Source organism: Gordonia sp. JH63 (assembly GCF_009856645.1).
In the GTDB taxonomy this organism is placed as follows: Bacteria; Actinomycetota; Actinomycetes; order Mycobacteriales; family Mycobacteriaceae; genus Gordonia; species Gordonia hongkongensis.
The window spans coordinates 3,642,255-3,662,993 of record NZ_CP047235.1 but is presented as its reverse complement, the minus strand read 5'-3'; the positions used below and the strand labels follow the sequence as shown (position 1 = coordinate 3,662,993).

Below are 20,739 nucleotides of genomic sequence, written 5' to 3'. Positions count from 1 at the left end.
TCGAGACACGGCCGTTTGTTAACCAGTCGGATCCACGCTGGTCTCGACGGCGGGTTACGCGCAGTGGCGGTCCGGTTCGAAGTAGGTGTGCGCTAGCTCGTGGGCACTGCCCCGGTCGTCCGCCGGGACGATTCGTCCGATTCCTCCGGTGACACGCTCACCAACGCTTCGGGTGCCCGATCCGCTGCATAGATGGTTCGGTAACCGTTCGGGGTGATTGCGAATCCTGATTGAGAACGCGATTCGAGACAGAACATACCGACGGTCTCAACGAGACAAGAAAATCGCGATATCGAAATAGTGCGACCGAAGTCGACAATCGAACTGCGATACAGAACGGGATATCGATTGGCGCACGCACCGCGCTGCGGTCCATCCGGTCCCAGGACGGCGTAATCCCGAGCCCAGTCGCAGGCGCCCGACGCGGACGACGGACGTTCCGCCGAGGAATCCTCGTCCGCATCCTCATCGATCCGACAGGCGAGGGCCGACGAACCGTTGGTACCGGTCGAGCAGTTCACCGCCCGATCCGGCGTCGAGAAATGGAAACCGGACGAGTCCTGCAGCGGCGAATCCTCCGTCACCGAGCCCTGGTGGAAACGCGAGTTGTCGACGCGTGGTGCCATTGCGACGACTCGCCCGATTGTCCAGTCGGGCAGATTCCGCGCCGAGTCCTCGCCGGTGGTCGATGTCGTCGACGAGGACTCGATTTCGGTCACCGTCGACAACTCGTCGGTGGGCGGAATGACGATTCGGGACGGGCCGGAGTCCGACGGCAGGGAGCATCCGGCGAGTGCGACCGAAACGGTCAGAGTCCCGATTGCCGCGGTTGCGCAGATCACGCGCAGGAATCGGCGGTCGCGGGACCGTGATGTGGATTCGGGGCGGGGTCGCCGATTTCCGTACCCTTGCACTGTGCCGACCCCCAAGATCGTCCTGTTCTACGTCTTCGTTCCGCTGCCCGATCCCGAGGCCATCCGGTTGTGGCAGCTGGCGGTGTGCGAGTCGCTCGGGGTCCGGGGCAGGATCATCGTGTCACGCCACGGGATCAACAGCACCGTCGGTGGCGACATCGCCGCGGTCAAACGCTACGTCAGGACGACCCGCGCGTACCCCGGGTTCGCGGGGGCGGACATCAAATGGTCCGACGGCACGGGCCGGGACTTCCCGCGGTTGAGCGTGCGCGTCCGGCCCGAGATCGTGACCTTCGGGGTTCCGGACGAGATCGAGGTCGACGAGAACGGGGTCGTCGGCACCGGAACACGGCTGAGTCCGGAGCAGGTGCACGAGCTCGTGGACGCCCGCGGCGACGACGTGGTCTTCTTCGACGGGCGCAACGAGATCGAGGCAGAGGTCGGGCGATTCGCCGGCGCGGTCACGACCAAGGCGCGCACCACCCGGGACTTCGTGCCGTTGATCGAGAGCGGCGCGTTCGATCACCTCAAGGACCGGCCGATCGTCACGTACTGCACGGGCGGCGTGCGCTGCGAGGTCCTCAGCACGGTGATGCGGAACCGCGGGTTCGCCGAGGTCTACCAACTCGACGGCGGCATCGTGCGTTACGGCGAGCGGTACGGCGACGACGGGCTCTGGCAGGGTTCGCTCTACGTCTTCGACGACCGCATGGGCGTGGAGTTCTCCGACCACGCGGAGGTGCTCGGCCGCTGCGTCGAATGCCGTCGTCCGACGAGCAATGTCGCCAATCACCCCGATCGAGACGGCCGCGACCTCGCCGTGATCTGTGCGGACTGTCTGGAACCCGACCGCCGGTGATGAGCGCTGCGAAGACCCCCGATCGCCGCGGTCCGGTTCCGGTCGTCGTGGTGGCCGGGTATCTGGGTTCGGGAAAGACGACACTGCTCAATCATCTGTTGCGGTCTGCCGGGCGCACCGGCACCCGGCTGGGCGTGCTGGTCAACGACTTCGGCAAGGTGAACATCGATGCGCTGCTCGTCTCGGCGCAGGCGGACGGCACGGTGAGCCTCGGGAACGGGTGCATGTGCTGCACCGTCGACGCCGACGGCCTCGCGGACGCGCTCACCTCGCTGGTTCGTCCGAGCGCGGGGATCGACGCCATCGTGATCGAGGCGAGCGGGATCGCCGAACCCAAAGCGCTCATCCGGATGGTGACGTCGGTGGCGGACGCACGACTCCGCTACGGCGGACTGGTCTACGTGGTCGACGCCGCGCATGTCGAGGAGGTGCGCGGTACGCATCCGGAGCTGGACTCGCACGTCGCGATCGCCGACCTCGTGCTCGTCAACAAGGTCGACCTGATCCCGGATGAGTCCCGGCGCGTCGTCGAAGAGCTTGTCGCACAACTCAATGCGACCGCACCGCGGGTGGCGACCCGGAATGCCGCGATCGATCCGGCGCTGCTGTTCGATGTCGTTCAGCGCGACGTCGCGCAGGCTCGGTCCGGCCAGATGGCCTTCGACGAGTTGCTGCTCGACGACGCGGGTCACGCTGACCACGAGCATCTGCACGCTGAATACGAGTCGGTGTCGTTCTCCAGCGACCGGCCGATGGATCCGCGGCGCCTGGCGCGATTTCTCGAACGTCCGCCCAGTGGCTGTTTCCGGATCAAGGGAATCGTCCACTTCGACGTACCGAGGCATCGGCAGCGGTTCGTCGTGCACGGAGTCGGCGGCTTCGTGCGCGTGATGCGCGAATCCTGGGAAGGGCGGCGTCCGGCCACCGAACTCGTCGCGATCGGGCGCGGTCTCGACGAGGCGGCCGTGCGCGCCGAACTGGAGGCCGCCGTCGCCCGACCGGAGGACGCTGCGGACGAGAACGGCATCCTCGGAATCCTGCGGCACCTGGCGGACTGACCCGCGACACGCTCGACACGCCGATCGGAGAGGTCACAGCTCCCTAACGAAATGCCGTTGTCCCAGGACGACCATTTCGGAATCCCGCATTCGTTTGTTTCACTGTTATGTCTGTGACCAGTGTGACCAGTGGTACTCAACGGGAGGGAGTGAGGCAAGTGACCAGCGCCTCGGCGCGTCGCGGCCTCGACAGCGCAATGTTCCGAAAGACGACAGCCCAACGCCTTGCCACGATCGGCTTCGCCATGGTGGCCGCCACGTCGATGGCGGTCGCCTCGAATGTGGTCGCGGCGCCCGCCGAAGCGGCCCCCGCCCGCGGGACGGCACTGGCGGGGAAGACGATCTTCCTCGACCCCGGTCACCAGGCCTCTGCCGCCGGTCACGACCTCAGGGCACAGGTGCCGGACGGGCGCGGTGGCAAGAAGGACTGCCAGACCAGCGGCGCGACCGGTGTGAACGGCGCCAAGGAGCACACGGTCAACTGGCAGATCGGGCAACTCGTGAAGGCCGGCCTCGAGAGCCAGGGGGCTCGTGTGGTCCTGAGCCGGCCGGACGACACCGGCTGGGGCGGTTGTGTGGACGAACGCGCCGCCGCGGCCAGTCGCTCCGGAGCCGCGGTCGCGGTCAGCCTGCACGCCGACTCGACGGCGCGGGGAGCCGACGAGTCCAAGAAGGGCTTCCACATGATCGTGCCGTCGCTGCCGGTCCCGGATGCCACCGTCGACCGCGTGCAGTCCGGCGAGGGACGCAAGGCCTCGACCACTATGCGCGACGCCTTCGTCAAGGCCGGGTTCCCCTCGGCGAACTACGCCGGCGTCCGCGACGGGATCCAGACCCGTCCGGACATCGCCGCGGTGAACCTGACCAAGGTCCCGGCGGTGTTCATCGAGATGGGCAACCTCGCCAACCCCGGTGAGGCCAAGGCGCTCGCCGGCCGTGACGGTCAGGTCAAGTACGCCATGGCGATCACCGACGGAATCCTGAACTACGTCAACGGGAACGCCGCGACCGGAGCGGGCCCGGCGCCGTCGGTGCCGACGGACGACGCCAGCGGACTGTCCTCGGTCATCCCCTTCGTCGAGCAGCTCCTCGCCACCGAGGACCCCGAAGCCGTGGCGCGGCTGCTGATGACCCAGGGCCAGGACGTGTCCGCACAAGTGCTCAAGGCGATGCTGACCATCGTCTACGCGCTCTTCGACGGGAAACTGCCGATCGGCTGACGTCGCCGGCGCGCGGCCCGATCCGGCGTGGGCGATCCGTCGATTGGCTGAGGTCCGCCGCGGCGGACGGCTAACCTCGCGTCATGGGTCTCAAAGAGCTGCTGTTCATGGACACCCCGGTGCCGTCGCTGCGTGGCCGCAAGGTCCTCATCACCGGCGCGGCGAGCGGAATCGGCAGGGCCACCGCCCAGGCCGCCGCCGCCCGGGGCGCCGAACTGGTGCTCACCGACCTGCACGCGGATCAGCTCGACGAGGTCGTCGCGGCCATCACCGCGGCCGACGGAACGGTCCTCTACCACGTGGCCGGGGACGTCTCGGACTTCGACTGGGTGGCCGGGTTCGCCCGCCAGGTGGACGCCGAGGTCGGCGTCATGGACGTGGTGATGAACATCGCCGGGATCTCGGCGTGGGGAACGGTGGAGAATCTCGAACACCGGCACTGGCGGAAGCTGGTCGACGTCAACCTGATGGGGCCGATCCACATCATCGAAAGCTTTGTGCCGCAGATGATCCGACGGGGGCGCGGTGGACACATCGTGAACGTCTCCTCGGCCGCCGGACTGCTGGCGCTGCCCTGGCACGCCGCATACAGCGCCAGCAAGTTCGGGCTGCGGGGCGTGTCGGAGGTTCTTCGATTCGATCTGCGGCGTCACGGGATCGGGGTGTCCCTGGTATGCCCCGGCGGGGTGGACACGCCACTGGTCGACTCCGTGGAGATCGTCGGCATCGACCGCGAGAACCCGCGGGTCAAGGCCGCCATCAACGGATTTCACAAGGTCGCGGTGTCGCCCGACGTGGCGGCGGCGGCGATCCTGACCGGGATTCGCAAGAACCGCTTCATGGTCTACACCTCGTTCGACATCCGGTTCGGGTACTGGTGGGCGCGAAAGTTCGCACTGCCGTATGAGATCGCGATGCGAGTCGCCAACGATCGTTTCGACCGGCTCGCGCGAGTGAGTGCGAAGAGTCTCGAGGCGACGGCGACCGACGAGCATTCCTCCCGGTGAGTCCCGCCTTCACCAAGACGCTGCGCGAGAGCGGCCCGCGGGGCGGTCATCCCGACTTCTTCGCGGCCGAAGCCGCCGGGTTGCGCTGGCTGTCGGCGTCGGGAGCGCCTGTCGTACAAGTGATCTCGGTGAGCGAAGACGCCATCGAACTCGAACGTCTCGAACGCGGTCGGCCATCGCCCGGAGCGGCACGGGAGTTCGGGGTCGCGCTCGCTCGGATGCACGACGGGGGCGCCCCGCAGTTCGGTTCCCCGCCTGCTGACGCGGACGGAACACCGTTCTCCGGTCAGCTGTTCATCGGTCGCCGAGAGTTGAGCTCGGTCGAATACCGGTCGTGGGGTGAGTTCTATGTCCGGGAACGGGTGGAACCGTATCTGGCCCCGGCACGCGCGGCCGGGAACCTCACGACCGAGGACGAGGACGCGGTCCGCGACGCATGTGCCCTGATCGCGGACGGCGTGTTCGACGACGACGAGGGGCCGGCACGCATCCACGGCGACCTCTGGAACGGGAATGTGATGTGGACTCCGCGGGGCGTCGTGATGATCGACCCGGCCGCGCACGGCGGTCATCGGGAGACCGATCTGGCGATGCTCGCACTGTTCGGGTGCCCGCACCTCGATGCGGTCCTCGACGGATATCGAGACGAGCACCCGCTCGTCCCCGGCTGGCAGGACCGCGTCGACGTCCACCAACTGCATCCGCTCGCCGTGCACGCGGCCGGCCACGGACCCGGATACGGCTCGTCGCTGGGCCGCGCGGCGCGGGCGTCCGCCGCGCTCGCCCGCTGACACACGCCATAATCGTCGGCGTGACTCACAACGCGCTGCCCCGACCCGGTGTCCTCGTCGTCTCGGCGACGCGGGCCGAGGCCAGACATGTGCCGCCGGGGATGCGGGTGCTCGTGACGGGCATCGGCAAGGTGCGCGCGACGATGGCGCTGAGCCGGGAACTCGCCGGCGGGGCGCCGGTCTCCGAGGTCATCAACATCGGTACCGCGGGGGCCCTGCGCGACGGTGTGAGCGGCGACGCCGAGTTGGGTCTGTTCCTCCCGTCGGCCGTGCTCGAGCACGACATCAGTAGCGCCGAACTACGGGCGATGGGTTATGAGATGACCGACCGCTGGGAGCTACCCGGCGGCGACGGAACGGTGCTGGCGTCCGGGGACACCTTCGTCGCGGATCCGGTTCGTCGGCGCGAACTCGCCCGGCATGCCCACCTCGTCGACATGGAGGGATGCGCGGTCGCCCACGTGAGTGCCGAGTTCGGCGTGCCCTGCCGCCTGATCAAGGCGGTCACCGACAACGCGGACGAGGGTGCGATGGAGTGGCCCGCGCTCGTCGACGCCGCAGCGCGTCGGCTGGGGCGTTGGCTGGAACGCAACGTCGCGAGCTGAGGCTCAGGACCGCGTGTCGGCGACTCCGGCCGGGGGGATGTCGGTTGCCGACTCGTACGTCGGGATGTCCGGGCGTCGCGGCGCGGGCGTGGCGTCCGACGGCGTGAGGTCGGGGGCCGCGAGGTCGGCGACAGTAGGTCGCGGTGCGCCCGTTGCGGTACGAGAACCCTTCGTCGCCGAGCGGGACGTCGCGGACGGCCGGTCCGAGGCTCCGGTCGAACGCGGTTTCGGTCGCGATCGCGGCGCGGCCTTGGTCGAGGAGGGCGAAGACTGCGCTGCCGATCGGTTCTTCTCGGGAGACGCAGACGGGGCCTCGGTAGCGGCTCCGGACGAGCCGGGCCCCTTGGCGCGACGATGCGTTGCCGCGCGGCCCGAGGGCCGGTCGGCGTCGCCGCTCCCGGCCGCGGACCTGCTCGGGGGCGTCCGGCCCGCCTTGTCGCGACCCGCGGCCCGGCGTTTCGCCGGCTCGGCGGCCTCGCGGGTCAGGAACCACCGGGCGAGCACGATCCCCAGGGTCACGAGGAACGTCGTCAACATCCAGGGGAAGTCCGCCGCGATGGGGAGCAGGACATTGAAGACGAGGCTCTTCAGTCCCGACGACGCCTGCTCGGAATTGAGTCCGTACAGCGTGACGATGCTGACGAAGAAGGCGATGAGCGGGGGCTGCGCGGCGGCGGTGAACAGGGCACGACGACGCACCGCCAGCGCGGCGATCACACATCCGACGAGGTAGCAGAATTTGTAGATCGAGCCCAGCGAATCGTTGCTGCCGGCGTCGATGGCCGCACCGAGGCCCGTGATCCCGGTGGCCAGGAGAACGGCGCCCCACCACGGCACACCGCGGACCGCGGGCAGTACCGACTGCTGGTCCAGTGGTACCGCGGTTTGGAGACGTTGCGGGGAAGGCACATGGTCACGGTACCGGGTCCTCGACAGAAATCGTTTCACCCCCGGACCGGGGCGTCGATGCCGCCTCCGGCGCCGTCCCAGGCCGGGCGGTCGGCCCCGCCGGGCGGCAGGTGTCGTGGATCACCGGTGGTCGTGGGGCGTCCGGGACATCGCCCAGCGCGTCGAGCTCGGCCAACCGGCGTGCGGTGACGCCGAGGCGACTGTCCACCGAACCGATCGTCGAGTTGTAGGCGTCGACCGTGCGCTGCAGCGACGTGCCGAGGGTGCCGAGGTGAGTGAGCACCCCGGCGAGCCGCTGATGGAGCTGCAGACCGAGATCGTGGATGACCGCGGCGTCGCGAGCCATCGCATCGTGACGCCATCCCAGTGCGACGGTCCGTAGCAACGCGATGAGGGTGGTCGGGGTGGCGATGACGACGTTGCGTGCGAAGCCGAACTCGAGGAGGTCGGGGTCGGTGCGGGCGGCGGCTTCCAGGACGACGTCGCCGGGCACGAACAGCACCACCATCTCCGGTGTGTTGTCGAAGGCGGACCAGTAGGACTTCGCGGACAGTCGTGCGATGTGCGCGCGCAGGGCGCGAGCATGTTCGCGGATGAGTTTGTCGCGAACGGACGTGTCGGTGGCCTCGGCCGCCCGCAGGTAGGCGTCGAGGGGCACCTTGGCGTCCACGACGATGTCGCGGCCGCCGGCGAGGTGGACGACGAGGTCCGGCCGCAGCGTCGTGGCACCCCGGCCGTTTCCCGAACCGTTCGGATCGGAGGGGTCGGTGACCGACACCTGGGTGCTGAAGTCGCAATGCTTGGTCATGCCGGCGAGCTCGACCACGCGCTCGAGCTGGACCTCACCCCATCGGCCGCGGGCGTGCGGGCTGTGCAACGCGTTGGCCAGCTGGCGGGTCTGGTCGTTGAGCGCGATCGACGCCGAGTGGATCCCGCGCACCTGCTCGGTCAGTCCGGCGTACGCGCCGATTCGGTTGTTCTCGACCCGGCGGAGTTCGTCGGCGAGCTGGGCGAGGTTGGCGCGCAACGGCTCGACGATGTGCGCAACCGAGCTGCCGATCGCCGACGACTGCCGGCGTGCCGCGTCCTCGGTGGCCCACGACAACGAGGACGCGACGTCGTCGCGGGCGGCGCGCAGCATCTCCACCTCGGCGCGAGCCGCCGCCACGGTCGCGGCACTGCGAGCGGCGTGCGCCCACCAGCCCAGGGCGATCCCCAGGGCGAGGCCGACGACGAGCGAGAGAGCGGCAGCAGTCATGTCGACGATGGTGTCGGACACCCCCGACAAGTTCGGCCGGGCCGCGGGCGACGGCACTATCGGTCGTCGGAACCGCTCCGCTCGTCCGGGCCGCTCCGCGCGCCGGCCTCGAAGTCGAGCAGCCACTGCTTGGTGGGCAGGCCGTAGCGGAAACCGCCGAGGCTTCCGTCGCTGCGCTTCACCCGGTGGCAGGGCACGAACAGGGCAGCCGCGTTGCGCGCGCAGGCGGCTGCCGCGGCCCGGACCGCCGCCGGCTGACCGGCCAGTTCGGCGAAGCGGGTGTAGGTGACGGGGTTCCCGGCCTCGACCAGGCGCAGGGCGTCCCAGGCCGGACCGAGGAAGGTCCCGCCGGAACGTTGGACGACCGGAATCCGCGACGGCGCGGCGAGATCGCCGTCGTAGTACGCCGACACGGCGTCGGTGATGGTGCCGAGCGCGGCGGACGGCTGGATCGATTCCGGTCGTAGCGCGCGGTGGACGAGCGCCGTCAGGTAGGCGGGATCGTCGGTCCACCCCGACGCCAGGACCCGGTGGTCGGGATCGGCGACGACGGTGAACGCCCCGTTGGGAGTGGTGACGGTGGCGTAGCCGCCGACTGTCGTTGTGTGGCCGATGGATTGGGCACTCCCCGGTTCAGGGGTGTCGGGCCCGGAGGTGGCGGGGGTGGTGGTCGGTGCGGACATTGTCGCTCCTTGCGGATCGCTGGGATGTGATCGGAGAAGGGATCGCTACGAGATGCCGGTCATCGGAGTCTGCTCACCGCTCGTCACACGGCCTGTCCGGCGGCGTCGAGTCGGTGTCGCCACAGGTGCATGGTCGCGTACGAGCGCCACGGCGCCCAGTGCCGCGTGTCCCGCAGATCGATCCCGAGGTCGGCGGCTGCCCGGACGACCACGAGGTCGTTCGTGAGCAGGACGTCGGGATCGCCGGTGACTCGCATCGTGACGATGTCGGCGGTCCAGGGGCCGATGCCGGGCAACTCGAGAAGCTGGGCACGAAGATCAGACGCATCGACCCCCACATGCGGTTCCACCCGACCTTCGGCGAGTGCCGCCGCGACGCCGATCACGGCATCGATCCGCCGCCGCGGGCCGCGGAGGACCTCGTGTCCACGGGCGGCGATGACACCCGGCGTCGGGAAGGACTTCGACGCCGGACCGTCGACTGTCGTCGCCGTCTCGGACGGGGTGGCGAAGGCGTCGCCGACCGGTTCGCCGAGGGCCTCGACGAGCCGGTTCACCTGGTTGCGCGCGGCGGCGAGACTCACCTGCTGACCGAGCATGGTCCGGATGATCGTCTCGGCCGGGTCGAGGCTGCCGGGCGCACGGAGGCCCGGCGCCCGGCGCAGCAGTCGCTGCATCGTGGCGTCGGCGGCCAGTGCGTCCTCGGCCGCGGTGATGTCGGCGTCGAGGTCGAGCAGACGCCGGATCCGGTTGACCGCGACCCCCACGTCACGCATGTCCAGTCCGTGAAGGGCGACGACGGCGTGGTCGTCCTGCGGCTCCACCTCCGCCGACGCTGTTCGGTGGGGTAGGGCGAGGACCCGGCGGTAACGCCAGCCGTGCGGACTGTCCGGGGCGTCGACGACGGATTCGACCCCGGCCACGGCGTGCGTTTCCAGGAACCAGCGCATCCATGGCCAGCGATAGGGCGCGCGGAACGGCAGGCGCAGGGTGACGCTTCCCGGGGCGGAATCGGTGCCGATCGCATCCTTCCTGCGGCTGTGCAGGCGTCGAAGCTCGGTGGGGGTGAGCCCGAAAACGGCGCGGACGGTGTCGTTGAACTGGCGCACGCTGGCGAATCCGGCGGCGAACGCGACGTCGGTCATCGGCATCGTCGTGCACTGGATGAGCACGCGGGCGTTGGTGGCGCGATGTGCTCGGGCGAGCGCGAGCGGCCCGGCTCCGAGATGCCGGGTCAGCACGCGGGTGAGGTGCCGGGGTGAATACCTCAGACGCGCCGCGAGTCCGTCGACCCCTTCGCGCTCGACGACGCCGTCGGCGATGAGTCGCATCGCGCGAGCCGACATGTCGGCGTTGATGTTCCACAGCGGGGACCCCGGAACGGCGTCGGGTGCGCAGCGTCGACAAGCACGGAAACCCTGCTGCTGGGCGGCCGCCGCGGTGAGGACGAACGCCACGTTGGCGGGCCGGGGGGTCTGTGCCGGACACGACGGACGGCAGTAGATGCCGGTGGTGCGGACCGTCACGAAGAACTGACCGTCGAAGCGGGCGTCGCGGGCCTGCACTGCGCGATAACACCGGTCGAAGTCCGGCGCGAAACCCCCGGTGTCGGGTTCTGTTGCGGTGCCTGTGCTCACCCGTCCACTGTGTCATCCGTCGACGTCCCGGTCTGGCGGGAATCGGACATCGCGACGGCATCCCACTGAGCGGACGAAAAGTGTGATCTGGGTTACATGTCTGTGGCAGCATGGCGCCATGACCACCCGGTTCGATGGCCGCCGCAGAAGTCGGCACGACGACCAGTCCCTGTCCGGACTCCCCGCGTGGGGGCTGGAGATGATGATGGGCCTCTACGGCCCGGAGACGATCAGGCGTGCCTGCGCCGAGGAAACCGAGCTCGGCATCACGGCGCGGGCAGAGCGGGTCGCCCCGGCCGCCGGATGCGCTCCGTCGTCGGCCGAGCCCCCGCCGCGATCGGACGCCGGGCCAGCCGGGCGCGACGACACCCCGGTCGTCTTCAACCAGGTCGACGCCGAACTCGAGGCCATCAACTCGCTGGTTCGCTACCTCGGACGGAAATTCCGCCGCCGCTGATCATGTCGTCGGACGGACCACATGTTCGTACGACTGTCGCCGCGTCGATGTCGCATTGTCATGCCGATGTGTGAGGATCCTCGGGTGACCGACAGCTCGGACGATCAGCGCGCGGACGACTCGTCCGCCGACGCAAGACCAGACACCACCAAGGTCGGTGCCGACGCCGTCCTCGGCGGCGATGCGGTGCTCGGCGGCGGTGAGAAGACGTATCCGACCCGGCTCCAGGTGATGATGACCGGCCTGCGGTCGTGCGCGACGGTCGGCGCGCAGATCGTGTTGGTGGCCGCCGCGCTGTGGGTGCTGTTCTGGTTGCTCGGCAAGTTCTGGGTGATCCTGTTGCCGGTCCTCCTGGCCATCATCGCGTGCACGATCCTGTGGCCGCCGGTGCGGTGGATGCGCAACAAGGGCGTGCCGGCCGCCGCGGCGTCGTTCCTGATGATGCTCATCGGACTGGGTGTGTTCGCCGGTGTGATCGGGCTGATCGTCCCGTCGGTCGTCGACCAGGCGCCCGAACTGGCGAGCCGTGCGACCGATGGTGTGGAGCGTCTGCAGGACTGGGTGCAGGGTCCGCCGCTGAACGTCGACGACCAGCAGCTCGACAACATGGTCAGCACCATCACCGACCGACTGCAGTCGAGCGCGTCGACCATCGCGGCCGGTGTGTTCAGCGGCGTCGGAACGGCGACGTCGCTGCTGATCACGATGTTCACGTCGCTCGTGCTCGTGTTCTTCTTCCTCAAGGACGGTCCGAAGTTCGTGCCGTGGCTCGACCGCACCGTCGGCAAGCCCTCGGGCAACCACCTCGGTGAGGTGCTGACCCGCATGTGGAACAGCCTCGGCGGCTTCATCCGCACACAGGCGATCGTGAGTTTCGTCGACGCCGCGCTGATCGGTCTCGGTCTGTTCATCCTGGGCGTCCCGTTGGCGTCTGTGCTGGTGGTCATCACCTTCCTCGGCGGATTCATCCCGATCGTGGGTGCCTTTGTCGCCGGCGCGCTCGCGGTGTTGATCGCACTCGTGTCCAACGGTCTGACCACGGCCCTGATCGTGCTGGGCATCATCCTCGCGGTGCAGCAACTCGAGGGGAACGTGCTCCAGCCGTGGTTGCAGTCGAAGTCGATGGATCTGCACGCGGTGATCGTGCTGCTGTCGGTGACCTTGGGCGGCACGTTGTTCGGTATCACCGGCGCGTTCCTCGCGGTTCCCGCCGTGGCCTCGCTCGCCGTGGTGCTCCGCTACCTGAACGAGCAGATCGCCGAGCGGGCCGGCGAGTCGTTGCCACCCGCGAACACACCGGTGACGACCCAGGTCGGTGTTCCGAACGATGACCCGCCGAAGGATCCCCCGAACCCGGTGAAGGGGTTGCTCGACCGGGACTGACTCCTCGGACCGACGCCCCGCCGGGCGTCGCGCTGCCTGCCGATAGACTGGGCGCCCGTGAGTCTCACCCTGGGAATCGTCGGTCTGCCCAACGTCGGTAAGTCGACCCTGTTCAATGCCCTGACCCGTAACGACGTCCTCGCGGCGAACTACCCGTTCGCGACGATCGAGCCGAACGTCGGCGTGGTCGAACTGCCGGACAGCCGTCTCGGCCGCCTCGCGGAGATCTTCGGCAGCGAGCGGATCCTGCCCGCCACGGTGTCCTTCGTCGACATCGCCGGCATCGTGAAGGGTGCGTCGGAAGGTGAGGGCATGGGCAACCAGTTCCTCGCCAACATCCGCGAAGCCGACGCCATCTGCCAGGTGGTCCGGGTCTTCGACGACGGTGACGTCGTCCACGTCGACGGTCGCGTCGATCCTTTCGCCGACATCGAGGTCATCGAGACCGAGCTGATCCTGGCCGACATGCAGACGCTCGAGAAGGCCATCCCGCGTCTGGAGAAGGACGCGCGCAAGAACAAGGACCTGGCCGAGACCCTCGCTGCCGCCAAGAAGGCGCAGGAGATCCTCGACACCGGCAAAACACTGTTCTCGCAGAAGGATTCGTTCGACCTGGCGTCGGTGCGCGAGCTGCACCTGATGACCGCGAAGCCGTTCCTCTACGTCTTCAACTCCGACGAGGGTGTGCTCACCGACGACGCCCGTAAGGCGGAGCTGCGCGCCGCCGTCGCACCCGCCGACGCGGTGTTCCTCGACGCCAAGGTCGAGAGCGAACTCCTCGAACTCGACGAGGAGGACGCCCAGGAGCTGCTCGACTCCATCGGGCAGGACGAGCCGGGTCTGACCTCGTTGGCGCGCGCGGGTTTTCACACCTTGGGCCTGCAGACCTACCTCACGGCCGGCCCCAAGGAATCCCGCGCCTGGACCATCCACCAGGGCGACACCGCGCCCAAGGCGGCCGGTGTCATCCACACCGACTTCGAAAAGGGCTTCATCAAGGCCGAGATCGTCTCGTTCGACGACCTCGACGCCGCCGGCTCGATGGCCGCGGCCAAGTCCGCCGGCAAGGTGCGCATGGAGGGCAAGGACTACGTCATGAAAGACGGTGACGTCGTCGAGTTCCGGTTCAACGTCTAGACAAGCGATGACGTCCGTGCCGCCGAACGAGGAGATCTACCTCGCGGGCGGTTGCCTGTGGGGTGTGCAGGCATTCGTCGCGACGCTGCCGGGGGTGACCTTCACCGAGGCCGGCCGGGCCAACGGCATGAGCCACACCCTCGACGGTGAGTACGACGGCTACGCCGAATGCGTGCGGACTCGGTTCGATCCGGCTGTCGTGAGCGTCGACCAGTTGGTCTCGCACCTCTTCGAGATCATCGATCCATACAGCGTGAACCGACAGGGGCCCGACGTCGGCGAGAAGTACCGCACCGGTGTGTATTCCGACCGGCCGGAGCACCTCGAACATGCGCGAGCCTTCATCGGTGCGCGGGCCGACGCGGATCGCATCGCCGTCGAGGTGCTTCCGCTGACCAACTATGTGCGAAGCGCCGACGAGCACCAGGATCGGCTCGCACGGTATCCGGAGAGCGCGTGCCACCTTCCGCAGGAGCTGCTGACCAAGTACCGCGGCTGACGGTTCAGCAATGGGTATCCCTCAGCGATACCTGCTGCTGAACCCTCCGCGCCGAGTGCCCGACCATCCCCGGCCGGCCGGCCGTGCACGGTCTCGCGACACGCTCATGGCCGTCGCCCATCGTTGCTAGCGTGACCTCCATGTCCATCACACTCGAGAACGTCGCCATCGCCGTGCGTGACCTCGACGCCGCGATCGCCTTCTTCACCGACCTCGGTCTCGACGTCATCGGCCGGGACACGGTCCGCGGGGAGTGGGCCGACACGGCGGTCGGGCTCGACGGCAACCACGTGAAGATGGCGATGCTGCAGACCCCCGACGGTCACGGGCGGCTCGAACTCTTCGAGTACATCCATCCCGAGGCCATCGAGACGCCACCCACGCAGCCCAACGACATCGGGATGCACCGGGTGGCGTTCTCGGTCGACGACATCGACGAGGCCCTCGAGGTGGCGGCACGGCACGGGTGTCATCCCGTGCGCGGCGTCGCCACCTACGAGGACGTGTACAAACTGACCTACGTGCGCGGGCCGAGCGACATCCTCGTCATGCTCGCCCAACGACTCTCGCCGGGCTGATCCGGCGCAGCTCGGGTCAGGGGTTCTGGCCGAAGGGGTTGCCGCCGAACGGCAACGGGGAACCGCCCGATCCGCTGCCGGATTCCGGCACCGTCGTCTCCTGCTCGTCGACGGCACTGCCCAGCTTCACCTGGACCGTCCAGGCACCCGAACCGGAACCGGTGGTCACCGGCACGGTCTCACCCGGCTCGTGGGTGAGGATTTGCGCCATGAGGTCGGCGTAGTCGGAGACGGTGGTGTCCCCGATCTTGGTGATGACGTCGCCCTCTCGGATACCCGCGTCTGCCGCGGGCCCGCCACGCTGCACCGACGAGACGGTCGCGCCCTCGGTCCGGTCGCCCGCCGACAGTGAACCCGACACTCCCATCACGGGTTTGGTGGCCTGACCGTCCTGCAACAGTTGATTGGCGATGCGCTTGGCGGTGTTGATCGGGATCGCGAAACCCAACCCGAAGGACTGCGGTCCACCGGACGCGGCCTGGCCGGTGTCCACCGCCGAATTGACCGCGATCACCTGCCCCTGCAGATTCACCAGTGGCCCACCGGAATTGCCGGGGTTGATGGGGGTGTCGGTCTGCAGACCGTTGTACACGGTGAGCGACGAACCACTGGCGTCGCCGGCGGTCACCGTACGCGACAGCGCGCTGACGATGCCGGACGTCACCGTGTTGGTCAGGCTGTCCGGGCTGCCGACGGCGACCACCTGCTGGCCGACCTTCAGCGCATCCGAATCACCGAGTGTCGCCGGGGTCAATCCCGACGCACCCTCGAGCTTGATGACCGCGAGATCGTATGACGGGGCGTTCCCGGTGACGGTGGCGTTGTGCTGATGCCCGTCGCCGGTGGTGACGACGATCGTGCTGCCGGAGCCGGCCCCGGCGACGACGTGGTGGTTCGTCAGGACGTAACCGTCGGGGGAGAGGACGATGCCGCTGCCCACCGCGGTTCCGTTCGCGGTCTGGACCTTGATGTCGGCCGTCGACTTCGACGCCACGCTCGCGGCATACGTCACCGAACCGGGTTGCGCGTCGGCGGCATTGGCCGCGGCGGCCGGTTGCGAGTTGAGGATCGGTACCGACGCGGCGTCGTGCCCGAGCAGCGAACTGCCTCCCATGCCGACGGCGCCGCCGAGCAGTCCCGCGAGGAGCGCGGTGACGATGATCGGCTTCGTCACGCCGGCCCGCTGCCGCGCGACCGGAGGAGGCGGCGGGGGTGAGACGAACGGCGGCGGGGTGGCCTGCGGGTTCATCGCCCAGGGCCCGGGCGGCGGCACCGGTCCGCGCGGCGGCGCAAAGGGTTCGGTGATCGGGTCGTGGTCGTCGTCGGGCATGGGGGTCTGGGGCGTGTTCACGGCACCACGATGCCTGCGCCTCATGTGAACAGGGCTACGGAAATCCTGCGGATTTGCTGACAAGCTCGACGCGGACTCTCAGGTGTCTCTGACCTGTCCACTGCGGATTTCCCGCGCCACGAGATATCAGTGTCGACCGAATGTGGTTCCGCGGTAATGTGACCCGCCGACCACCCGCATCCGACTCAACCCTCGAGGACAGTGACATTTCCATCGACCACGCGATCATCGCGGATCTCGACGATGCCGCCGGCACTCTCGCCGCCGCTTTCGACGCCTATCCCTGGACTCGATGGTCCATTCCCGAGGACGGCTATCGGGAACGGTTGCACCGACTACAACGGATGTATCTGGGATACGCCTTCGACCACGGTGTCGTGCTGGTCACCACGGACCGGTGCGGCATGATCGCCCTGCTGCCCCCGGATGTGCCGGAGCCGGATGGACAGTTTCAGGCCGAAGCGGTCGCCCTGCACGGCGATCGGCTGGCCGCGGTCGCCCGGGCCGAGACCCCTGCGCACCCGGCAGGCGCATGGAACCTGGCGACACTCGGAGTCCACCCGGACCGCCAGGGCAAGGGGCTGGGAAGCGCGCTGGTCCGCGCCGGACTCGCCGCGGTCGACGACAGGACTCCTCCTCCGGGTGCGTGCGTCGCGCTCGAGACCTCCGACGATCGCAATGTGATGATCTACGAACGTGCCGGGTTCGTCGTCACCGCAACGACTCCGGTCGACACGGGCCTCGTCGTCCATTCGATGCTCCGCGATCCGGATGGCGGCGGGTTGTCGGCGACCGTGTGAGGACACTGCTAGCGTTCGGCCGATGGCGGACTTCGAGTTGACCGACGACGACCTGCGGGTCGTCGTGCGCTGTGCCACCGAGTGGGCCGAGGAAGTGCTGCCGGTCTTCGAGCGAACGCGGCCCGACGACCCGCGTCCCCGCGCGGCCATCGAGGCGGCCCGGGAATTCGCCGCCGGCGCACGCAGATCGACGCGCCAGCGGACGGCCGCCTTTGCGGCGCATCGTGCCGCGAAGGACGCCCCGTCGGAGACTGCCCGACTGGCCGCCCAAGCCGCAGGCGACTCGGCGGCGGCGGCATATCTGCATCCGATCGCGAAAGCGCACCAGGTCGGTCACATCCTGCGGGCCGCGGCGAACCGGGCGTACATCGCCGAACTAGAGAGCGGTGGAGACCCGGCGGTGGGGAACGAGATGGTCGAGGCCGTGTGCCAACGGACACCACCCGAGCTCATCGATGTGCTGTGTCGGTACCCGGAACCGGATGCCGGGGCATCACGGGCGGCCCGCCTGATGGCCGAACTCGACAGCCGGTTGCGGGCGTCGGGCAGACGGACGACTGGGACGCCTGACTGAGACGAGTGGCCGCTCGCGCACATCAAATCCCCTGTGCAGGAACGGTTTTTGTTGATCATTCGCCTGACAAACGACATGTCGCATGACATGGTGTTGCCTGGCCGATGTGCGCAGTCGAGCTCGTCGGCCTTCCAGTTGGCACATGTCGAAAGGTCTCCAGTGTCCTCGTCTGAACTCGGTCTCACCATGCTGTTCGCCTTCATCGGTCCGCTCCTGGCGCTCTACGCCAACGGCAGCTAGGGGTACGACCTTCCGGGTGAAAGTGCACATCGTGCGCCGTTCGTCGTCGATATTGCATCGGTGACTCCTTCCAGACGAACCGTGCTCGCCGCGGCCATCGTGGTCCTGCTCGCGGTGGCCGGGCTTCTCGTCCCGACGCCGGCGAGCAGTGCCGCCGCGCCCTCGGGTTGGCGGTACACGATGGTCGCGTTCAGCAATGCGAGTGCGCGCGACATGGACGTGTACGAGTCCTCAGACGGCCTCGAGTACACCCTGGTGCGCAGGTCCGCGTACCGGCCGCCGACGGGCTACGTCCGGGATGCGAGCATCTTCCGGCACACCGACGGCTGGTATTACGTGACGTACACGACCGCCGACGGGGCGAGTATCGGGTTCGCGCGCAGCCGCGACCGCGTCAACTGGAACTTCCTGTACAACTGGCCGGTGCCGCTGTGCTGTGCGTTCTTGCCGGGGACCGGTGACGGCAACGGATTCGGCTCGAGCGGATCAGGTTCGTCCGGCTCGTCCGGGTCGGGCGGGTTCGAGTGACGGTCCGTCGTTGTCGCCGTTCACGACCAAGGCCTGGGCGCCCGAATGGTTCGTGGAGGGTGGCCGGGTCAACGTGATCCTGTCGATGTCGACCGGTGGTGGTTTCGTCCCGTATGTGATGACGGCGCTCGATCCCGGGCTGCGGATGTGGAGTCCGCCCGTGCCGCTGTTGAGCATCGGCGCCGACCACATCGACACCACGGTCATCAAGGTTGGGCCGACCTATCATGCGTTCACCAAGAACGAGACGCGAAAGTTCATCGAGCACGCGGTCTCGGGCTCGCTGTTCGGGCCCTACCGGTTCGTGCCGCCGGGCAACTGGGGTCGTCTCGTCGAGGGTCCGTCCGTCGTCCAGCTACCGAACGGCGCCTGGCGGATGTACCTCGACGCCTACCGGAACGGCCGATACCTCTACTCCGACAGCACCGATGGGATGCGCACCTGGTCGCCGGTGAAACAGATCCCGGGCATCTCCGGGACGGTCCGCCACGTGGGCGTGATGCGCGAGCGCGCCTGACGGCGACGGGTCCGCACGCACCGCTTTGCAGGCGGGGTCTGGCGCTACGCGCGATTCGCGTCCCGCTCAACAGGATCGAAGGGAATATTGCCCTTCGATCCTGCTCACGGGGATGGAATTTTCCCCCGGCCGGCCGCCGGTTGAGGTGCGAGCGAAGCGAGCAGGGGGTTATGCGTTTCATTCGAATTAGTGGAGGGCCAGGTCTCAGCCGACGGTGATCGCGTCGAGGCGCTGTCGGATGAAGTCCCCGGACACCACCGGTTCGAGTCCGGCGCGGCGGCCCGCGGGTGGGGCGACGGGGGAGACGAGGGCGTCGTGATCGAGTTCGTAGAAGAAGATCAGCGAGACGAGGTCTTCGGCGGGTGCGTCGGGTTGCGGTGGCAGGACGCGGTGCCGGCCCGCGGGCCAGCGCCCGGCCGACCAGTACTCGAGGATATCCCCGATGTTGACGGTCAGGGCGTCGGGGTTCCACGGTGCGTCGGCCCACCCCGATTGCTCGCTGTAGACCTGCAATCCGCCGGCGCCGGGTTCGCGGTCGAGGATGGTGACGGTGCCGAAGTCGGTGTGCGGTCCGATGCGGAACTGGCCGGGTTCGGGGGTTCCGACGTCGTGCAGCGGCGGGTAGTGGTTGATGTTGGACGACCACGTCGGCGTCGACGCGAGGTCGCGGAACGGATTGTCCGGGCCGACGAGGCCGAGTGCGGCGGCCATCAGCGCCAGCAGGTCGTCGGACAGCCGCCGCATCTGAGACGTCCACGCCGTGAACAGTTCTCGGAGTTCGGGCGTCTCTGCCGGCCACACGTCGGGGGCGAACCAGTACCCGTCGATCTCGGGTATGCCCACCGGCGTCTGCGCACCGGAGGTGAACGACTCCTTCAGGTCCGGCGGGGTCTCGGTGCCCTCGGCGAAACCGTTGGCCTCCTTGCCGGGACCGATCCAACCGCGGCCGCCGACACCGGCGGAGTACCGGCTCTTGACGTCGGCCGGGAGAGCGAAGAACCGACGGGCCGCCGCGCGAAGGGAGCTCGGCAACTCGGGATCGAGTCCGTGCCCGGTGACGAGCAGGAACCCGGCCTGCTGCAGGGATTCATCGACAGCGGCGCAGACCCGTTGCGCGGCAGCACCTCCGGCCTGCCACTCCCGAAGGTCGACGGTGAGTACCGGGCTGTCGGTCATTACATCTCCACGTTCTCGTCGGCCGGGGCGACCCCGATGTCCTCGTTCCACACCGCAGGATTGGCCGCGATGTACGACGACATCATCTCCGCGCACCGCTCGTCGTCGAGCACGATGACCTCGACACCGTGCTCACGCAACCAGTCCTCTCCGCCGTAGAACGAGGTGTTTTCGCCGATGACGACCGTGCCGATGCCGAACTGGCGGATGAGGCCGGAGCAGTACCAGCACGGCGACAGGGTCGTCACCATGATCGTCGGCCCGTAATCCCGTTGCCGCCCCGCGGCGCGGAATGCATCGGTCTCGCCGTGCGCCGACGGATCGTCGGCCTGCACGCGCCGATTGTGGCCCGCGCCGAGCAGCGTGCCGTCGGCCGCGAAGAGGGCCGCGCCGATCGGGATGCCGCCCTCGTCGAGGCTCGTCCGTGCCTCCCGGTAGGCGACGTCGAGCATCCCGGACACGTCGAGACCGGCATGGCCGGGCAGCGAGATCGTCATGCTTCGAGAGTGCCGGGTGGCTCCGACGGTGACAACTGACAGATCGTCGTACTGCGGCCGA

21 protein-coding genes and 1 pseudogene are annotated in these 20,739 nt (G+C 68.5%); 14 read left to right on the top strand and 8 right to left on the bottom strand.

All coding sequences use genetic code 11. The annotated features are described in order from the left end of the window. Positions 1-92: 92 nt before the first annotated feature. Positions 93-719, bottom strand: a complete 627-nt coding sequence (locus tag GR168_RS16400) for a hypothetical protein (RefSeq protein ID WP_238994916.1) — start codon at positions 717-719, stop codon at positions 93-95. A gap of 196 nt (positions 720-915) precedes the next feature. Between GR168_RS16400 and GR168_RS16395 the strand changes: the two genes are divergently transcribed. The 6 genes from GR168_RS16395 to GR168_RS16370 all read left to right on the top strand — a co-directional run bounded on the left by GR168_RS16395 (position 916) and on the right by GR168_RS16370 (position 6,454). Beyond that, positions 916-1,773 (top strand): rhodanese-related sulfurtransferase, encoded by an 858-nt coding sequence (locus GR168_RS16395; protein ID WP_159371222.1) that lies wholly within the window; start codon positions 916-918, stop codon positions 1,771-1,773. Then, on the top strand, positions 1,773-2,831 hold the full coding sequence (locus tag GR168_RS16390; RefSeq protein ID WP_159371221.1) for a GTP-binding protein: 1,059 nt from the start codon (positions 1,773-1,775) through the stop codon (positions 2,829-2,831). Before GR168_RS16395 ends, GR168_RS16390 begins: the two co-directional genes overlap by 1 nt. Positions 2,832-3,028: 197 nt before the next feature. Continuing rightward, positions 3,029-4,051, top strand: a complete 1,023-nt coding sequence (locus tag GR168_RS16385) for an N-acetylmuramoyl-L-alanine amidase (protein WP_159371959.1) — start codon at positions 3,029-3,031, stop codon at positions 4,049-4,051. A gap of 83 nt (positions 4,052-4,134) precedes the next feature. Next, positions 4,135-5,058, top strand: a complete 924-nt coding sequence (locus tag GR168_RS16380) for an SDR family oxidoreductase (RefSeq protein WP_065631070.1) — start codon at positions 4,135-4,137, stop codon at positions 5,056-5,058. Next, positions 5,055-5,849 carry a fructosamine kinase family protein gene (locus GR168_RS16375; RefSeq protein WP_159371220.1) on the top strand — a complete coding sequence of 265 codons (795 nt, stop codon included), beginning with the start codon at positions 5,055-5,057 and terminating at the stop codon, positions 5,847-5,849. Before GR168_RS16380 ends, GR168_RS16375 begins: the two co-directional genes overlap by 4 nt. Before the next feature lie 20 nt (positions 5,850-5,869). Next, entirely contained in the window at positions 5,870-6,454 is a 585-nt protein-coding gene (locus GR168_RS16370; protein ID WP_159371219.1) for a nucleosidase, read from the top strand. Between the two features lie 3 nt (positions 6,455-6,457). Here GR168_RS16370 and GR168_RS16365 read toward each other — a convergent pair whose 3' ends face one another. The 4 genes from GR168_RS16365 to GR168_RS16350 all read right to left on the bottom strand — a co-directional run bounded on the left by GR168_RS16365 (position 6,458) and on the right by GR168_RS16350 (position 10,941). After that, positions 6,458-7,363 (bottom strand): DUF6542 domain-containing protein, encoded by a 906-nt coding sequence (locus GR168_RS16365; protein WP_159371218.1) that lies wholly within the window; start codon positions 7,361-7,363, stop codon positions 6,458-6,460. A gap of 4 nt (positions 7,364-7,367) precedes the next feature. Then, positions 7,368-8,621 (bottom strand): DNA recombination protein RmuC, encoded by a 1,254-nt coding sequence (locus GR168_RS16360; RefSeq protein ID WP_058252555.1) that lies wholly within the window; start codon positions 8,619-8,621, stop codon positions 7,368-7,370. Between the two features lie 56 nt (positions 8,622-8,677). Continuing rightward, the gene (locus GR168_RS16355; protein ID WP_159371217.1) at positions 8,678-9,304 is read right to left on the bottom strand and encodes a methylated-DNA--[protein]-cysteine S-methyltransferase; all 627 of its coding nucleotides are present in this window, start codon (positions 9,302-9,304) and stop codon (positions 8,678-8,680) included. An 83-nt stretch (positions 9,305-9,387) separates the two neighbouring features. Further along, entirely contained in the window at positions 9,388-10,941 is a 1,554-nt protein-coding gene (locus tag GR168_RS16350) for an AlkA N-terminal domain-containing protein (protein WP_159371216.1), read from the bottom strand. 118 nt (positions 10,942-11,059) lie between these two features. On the opposite strand from GR168_RS16350, the gene GR168_RS16345 reads away from it, so the two are divergent. The 5 genes from GR168_RS16345 (at position 11,060) to GR168_RS16325 (ending at position 14,995) form a co-directional block, all read left to right on the top strand. Next, positions 11,060-11,398: a hypothetical protein gene (locus GR168_RS16345; protein ID WP_223258998.1), complete on the top strand. Its 339-nt coding sequence runs from the start codon at positions 11,060-11,062 to the stop codon at positions 11,396-11,398. An 84-nt stretch (positions 11,399-11,482) separates the two neighbouring features. Further along, positions 11,483-12,781 (top strand): AI-2E family transporter, encoded by a 1,299-nt coding sequence (locus tag GR168_RS16340; protein WP_065631088.1) that lies wholly within the window; start codon positions 11,483-11,485, stop codon positions 12,779-12,781. A 57-nt stretch (positions 12,782-12,838) separates the two neighbouring features. After that, positions 12,839-13,918 carry a redox-regulated ATPase YchF gene (gene ychF, locus GR168_RS16335; RefSeq protein ID WP_065631064.1) on the top strand — a complete coding sequence of 360 codons (1,080 nt, stop codon included), beginning with the start codon at positions 12,839-12,841 and terminating at the stop codon, positions 13,916-13,918. A gap of 7 nt (positions 13,919-13,925) precedes the next feature. Continuing rightward, complete coding sequence (locus GR168_RS16330) at positions 13,926-14,417, top strand: peptide-methionine (S)-S-oxide reductase (protein ID WP_159371215.1); 492 nt, start codon at positions 13,926-13,928, stop codon at positions 14,415-14,417. A gap of 140 nt (positions 14,418-14,557) precedes the next feature. Beyond that, a complete protein-coding gene (locus tag GR168_RS16325; protein ID WP_078113685.1) occupies positions 14,558-14,995 on the top strand; it encodes a VOC family protein in 438 nt (145 codons plus the stop codon). 16 nt (positions 14,996-15,011) lie between these two features. Here the strand turns inward: GR168_RS16325 and GR168_RS16320 are convergent, their stop codons facing one another. Beyond that, on the bottom strand, positions 15,012-16,370 hold the full coding sequence (locus GR168_RS16320; protein WP_159371214.1) for a trypsin-like peptidase domain-containing protein: 1,359 nt from the start codon (positions 16,368-16,370) through the stop codon (positions 15,012-15,014). A gap of 134 nt (positions 16,371-16,504) precedes the next feature. Between GR168_RS16320 and GR168_RS16315 the strand changes: the two genes are divergently transcribed. From GR168_RS16315 to GR168_RS16305, 3 genes and pseudogenes are all read left to right on the top strand, one after another. Further along, a complete protein-coding gene (locus GR168_RS16315) occupies positions 16,505-17,146 on the top strand; it encodes a GNAT family N-acetyltransferase (protein ID WP_238994915.1) in 642 nt (213 codons plus the stop codon). A gap of 22 nt (positions 17,147-17,168) precedes the next feature. Further along, a complete protein-coding gene (locus GR168_RS16310; protein WP_159371213.1) occupies positions 17,169-17,720 on the top strand; it encodes a putative immunity protein in 552 nt (183 codons plus the stop codon). Between the two features lie 339 nt (positions 17,721-18,059). Further along, positions 18,060-19,005, top strand: a pseudogene (locus tag GR168_RS16305) (arabinofuranosidase). Between the two features lie 204 nt (positions 19,006-19,209). On the opposite strand, the gene GR168_RS16300 reads toward GR168_RS16305, so the two are convergent. Both GR168_RS16300 and GR168_RS16295 read right to left on the bottom strand, forming a co-directional pair. After that, positions 19,210-20,181, bottom strand: a complete 972-nt coding sequence (locus GR168_RS16300; protein WP_159371212.1) for a 2-oxoglutarate and iron-dependent oxygenase domain-containing protein — start codon at positions 20,179-20,181, stop codon at positions 19,210-19,212. Continuing rightward, complete coding sequence (locus tag GR168_RS16295) at positions 20,181-20,678, bottom strand: nucleoside deaminase (protein ID WP_159371211.1); 498 nt, start codon at positions 20,676-20,678, stop codon at positions 20,181-20,183. The genes GR168_RS16300 and GR168_RS16295 overlap by 1 nt, the downstream gene beginning before the upstream one ends. Positions 20,679-20,739: the final 61 nt, after the last annotated feature.

What these genes read in the sequence shown, in the direction of transcription:
- GR168_RS16390 (WP_159371221.1), top strand. Translation starts at nt 1,773, where the DNA reads ATGAGCGCTGCGAAGACCCCCGATCGCCGCGGTCCGGTTCCGGTCGTC.
- GR168_RS16385 (WP_159371959.1), top strand. Translation starts at nt 3,029, where the DNA reads ATGTTCCGAAAGACGACAGCCCAACGCCTTGCCACGATCGGCTTCGCC.
- GR168_RS16380 (WP_065631070.1), top strand. Translation starts at nt 4,135, where the DNA reads ATGGGTCTCAAAGAGCTGCTGTTCATGGACACCCCGGTGCCGTCGCTG.
- GR168_RS16360 (WP_058252555.1), bottom strand. Translation starts at nt 8,621, where the DNA reads ATGACTGCTGCCGCTCTCTCGCTCGTCGTCGGCCTCGCCCTGGGGATC.
- GR168_RS16355 (WP_159371217.1), bottom strand. Translation starts at nt 9,304, where the DNA reads ATGTCCGCACCGACCACCACCCCCGCCACCTCCGGGCCCGACACCCCT.
- GR168_RS16345 (WP_223258998.1), top strand. Translation starts at nt 11,060, where the DNA reads ATGACCACCCGGTTCGATGGCCGCCGCAGAAGTCGGCACGACGACCAG.
- GR168_RS16330 (WP_159371215.1), top strand. Translation starts at nt 13,926, where the DNA reads ATGACGTCCGTGCCGCCGAACGAGGAGATCTACCTCGCGGGCGGTTGC.
- GR168_RS16325 (WP_078113685.1), top strand. Translation starts at nt 14,558, where the DNA reads ATGTCCATCACACTCGAGAACGTCGCCATCGCCGTGCGTGACCTCGAC.
- GR168_RS16320 (WP_159371214.1), bottom strand. Translation starts at nt 16,370, where the DNA reads ATGAGGCGCAGGCATCGTGGTGCCGTGAACACGCCCCAGACCCCCATG.
- GR168_RS16310 (WP_159371213.1), top strand. Translation starts at nt 17,169, where the DNA reads ATGGCGGACTTCGAGTTGACCGACGACGACCTGCGGGTCGTCGTGCGC.
- GR168_RS16300 (WP_159371212.1), bottom strand. Translation starts at nt 20,181, where the DNA reads ATGACCGACAGCCCGGTACTCACCGTCGACCTTCGGGAGTGGCAGGCC.
- GR168_RS16295 (WP_159371211.1), bottom strand. Translation starts at nt 20,678, where the DNA reads ATGACGATCTCGCTGCCCGGCCATGCCGGTCTCGACGTGTCCGGGATG.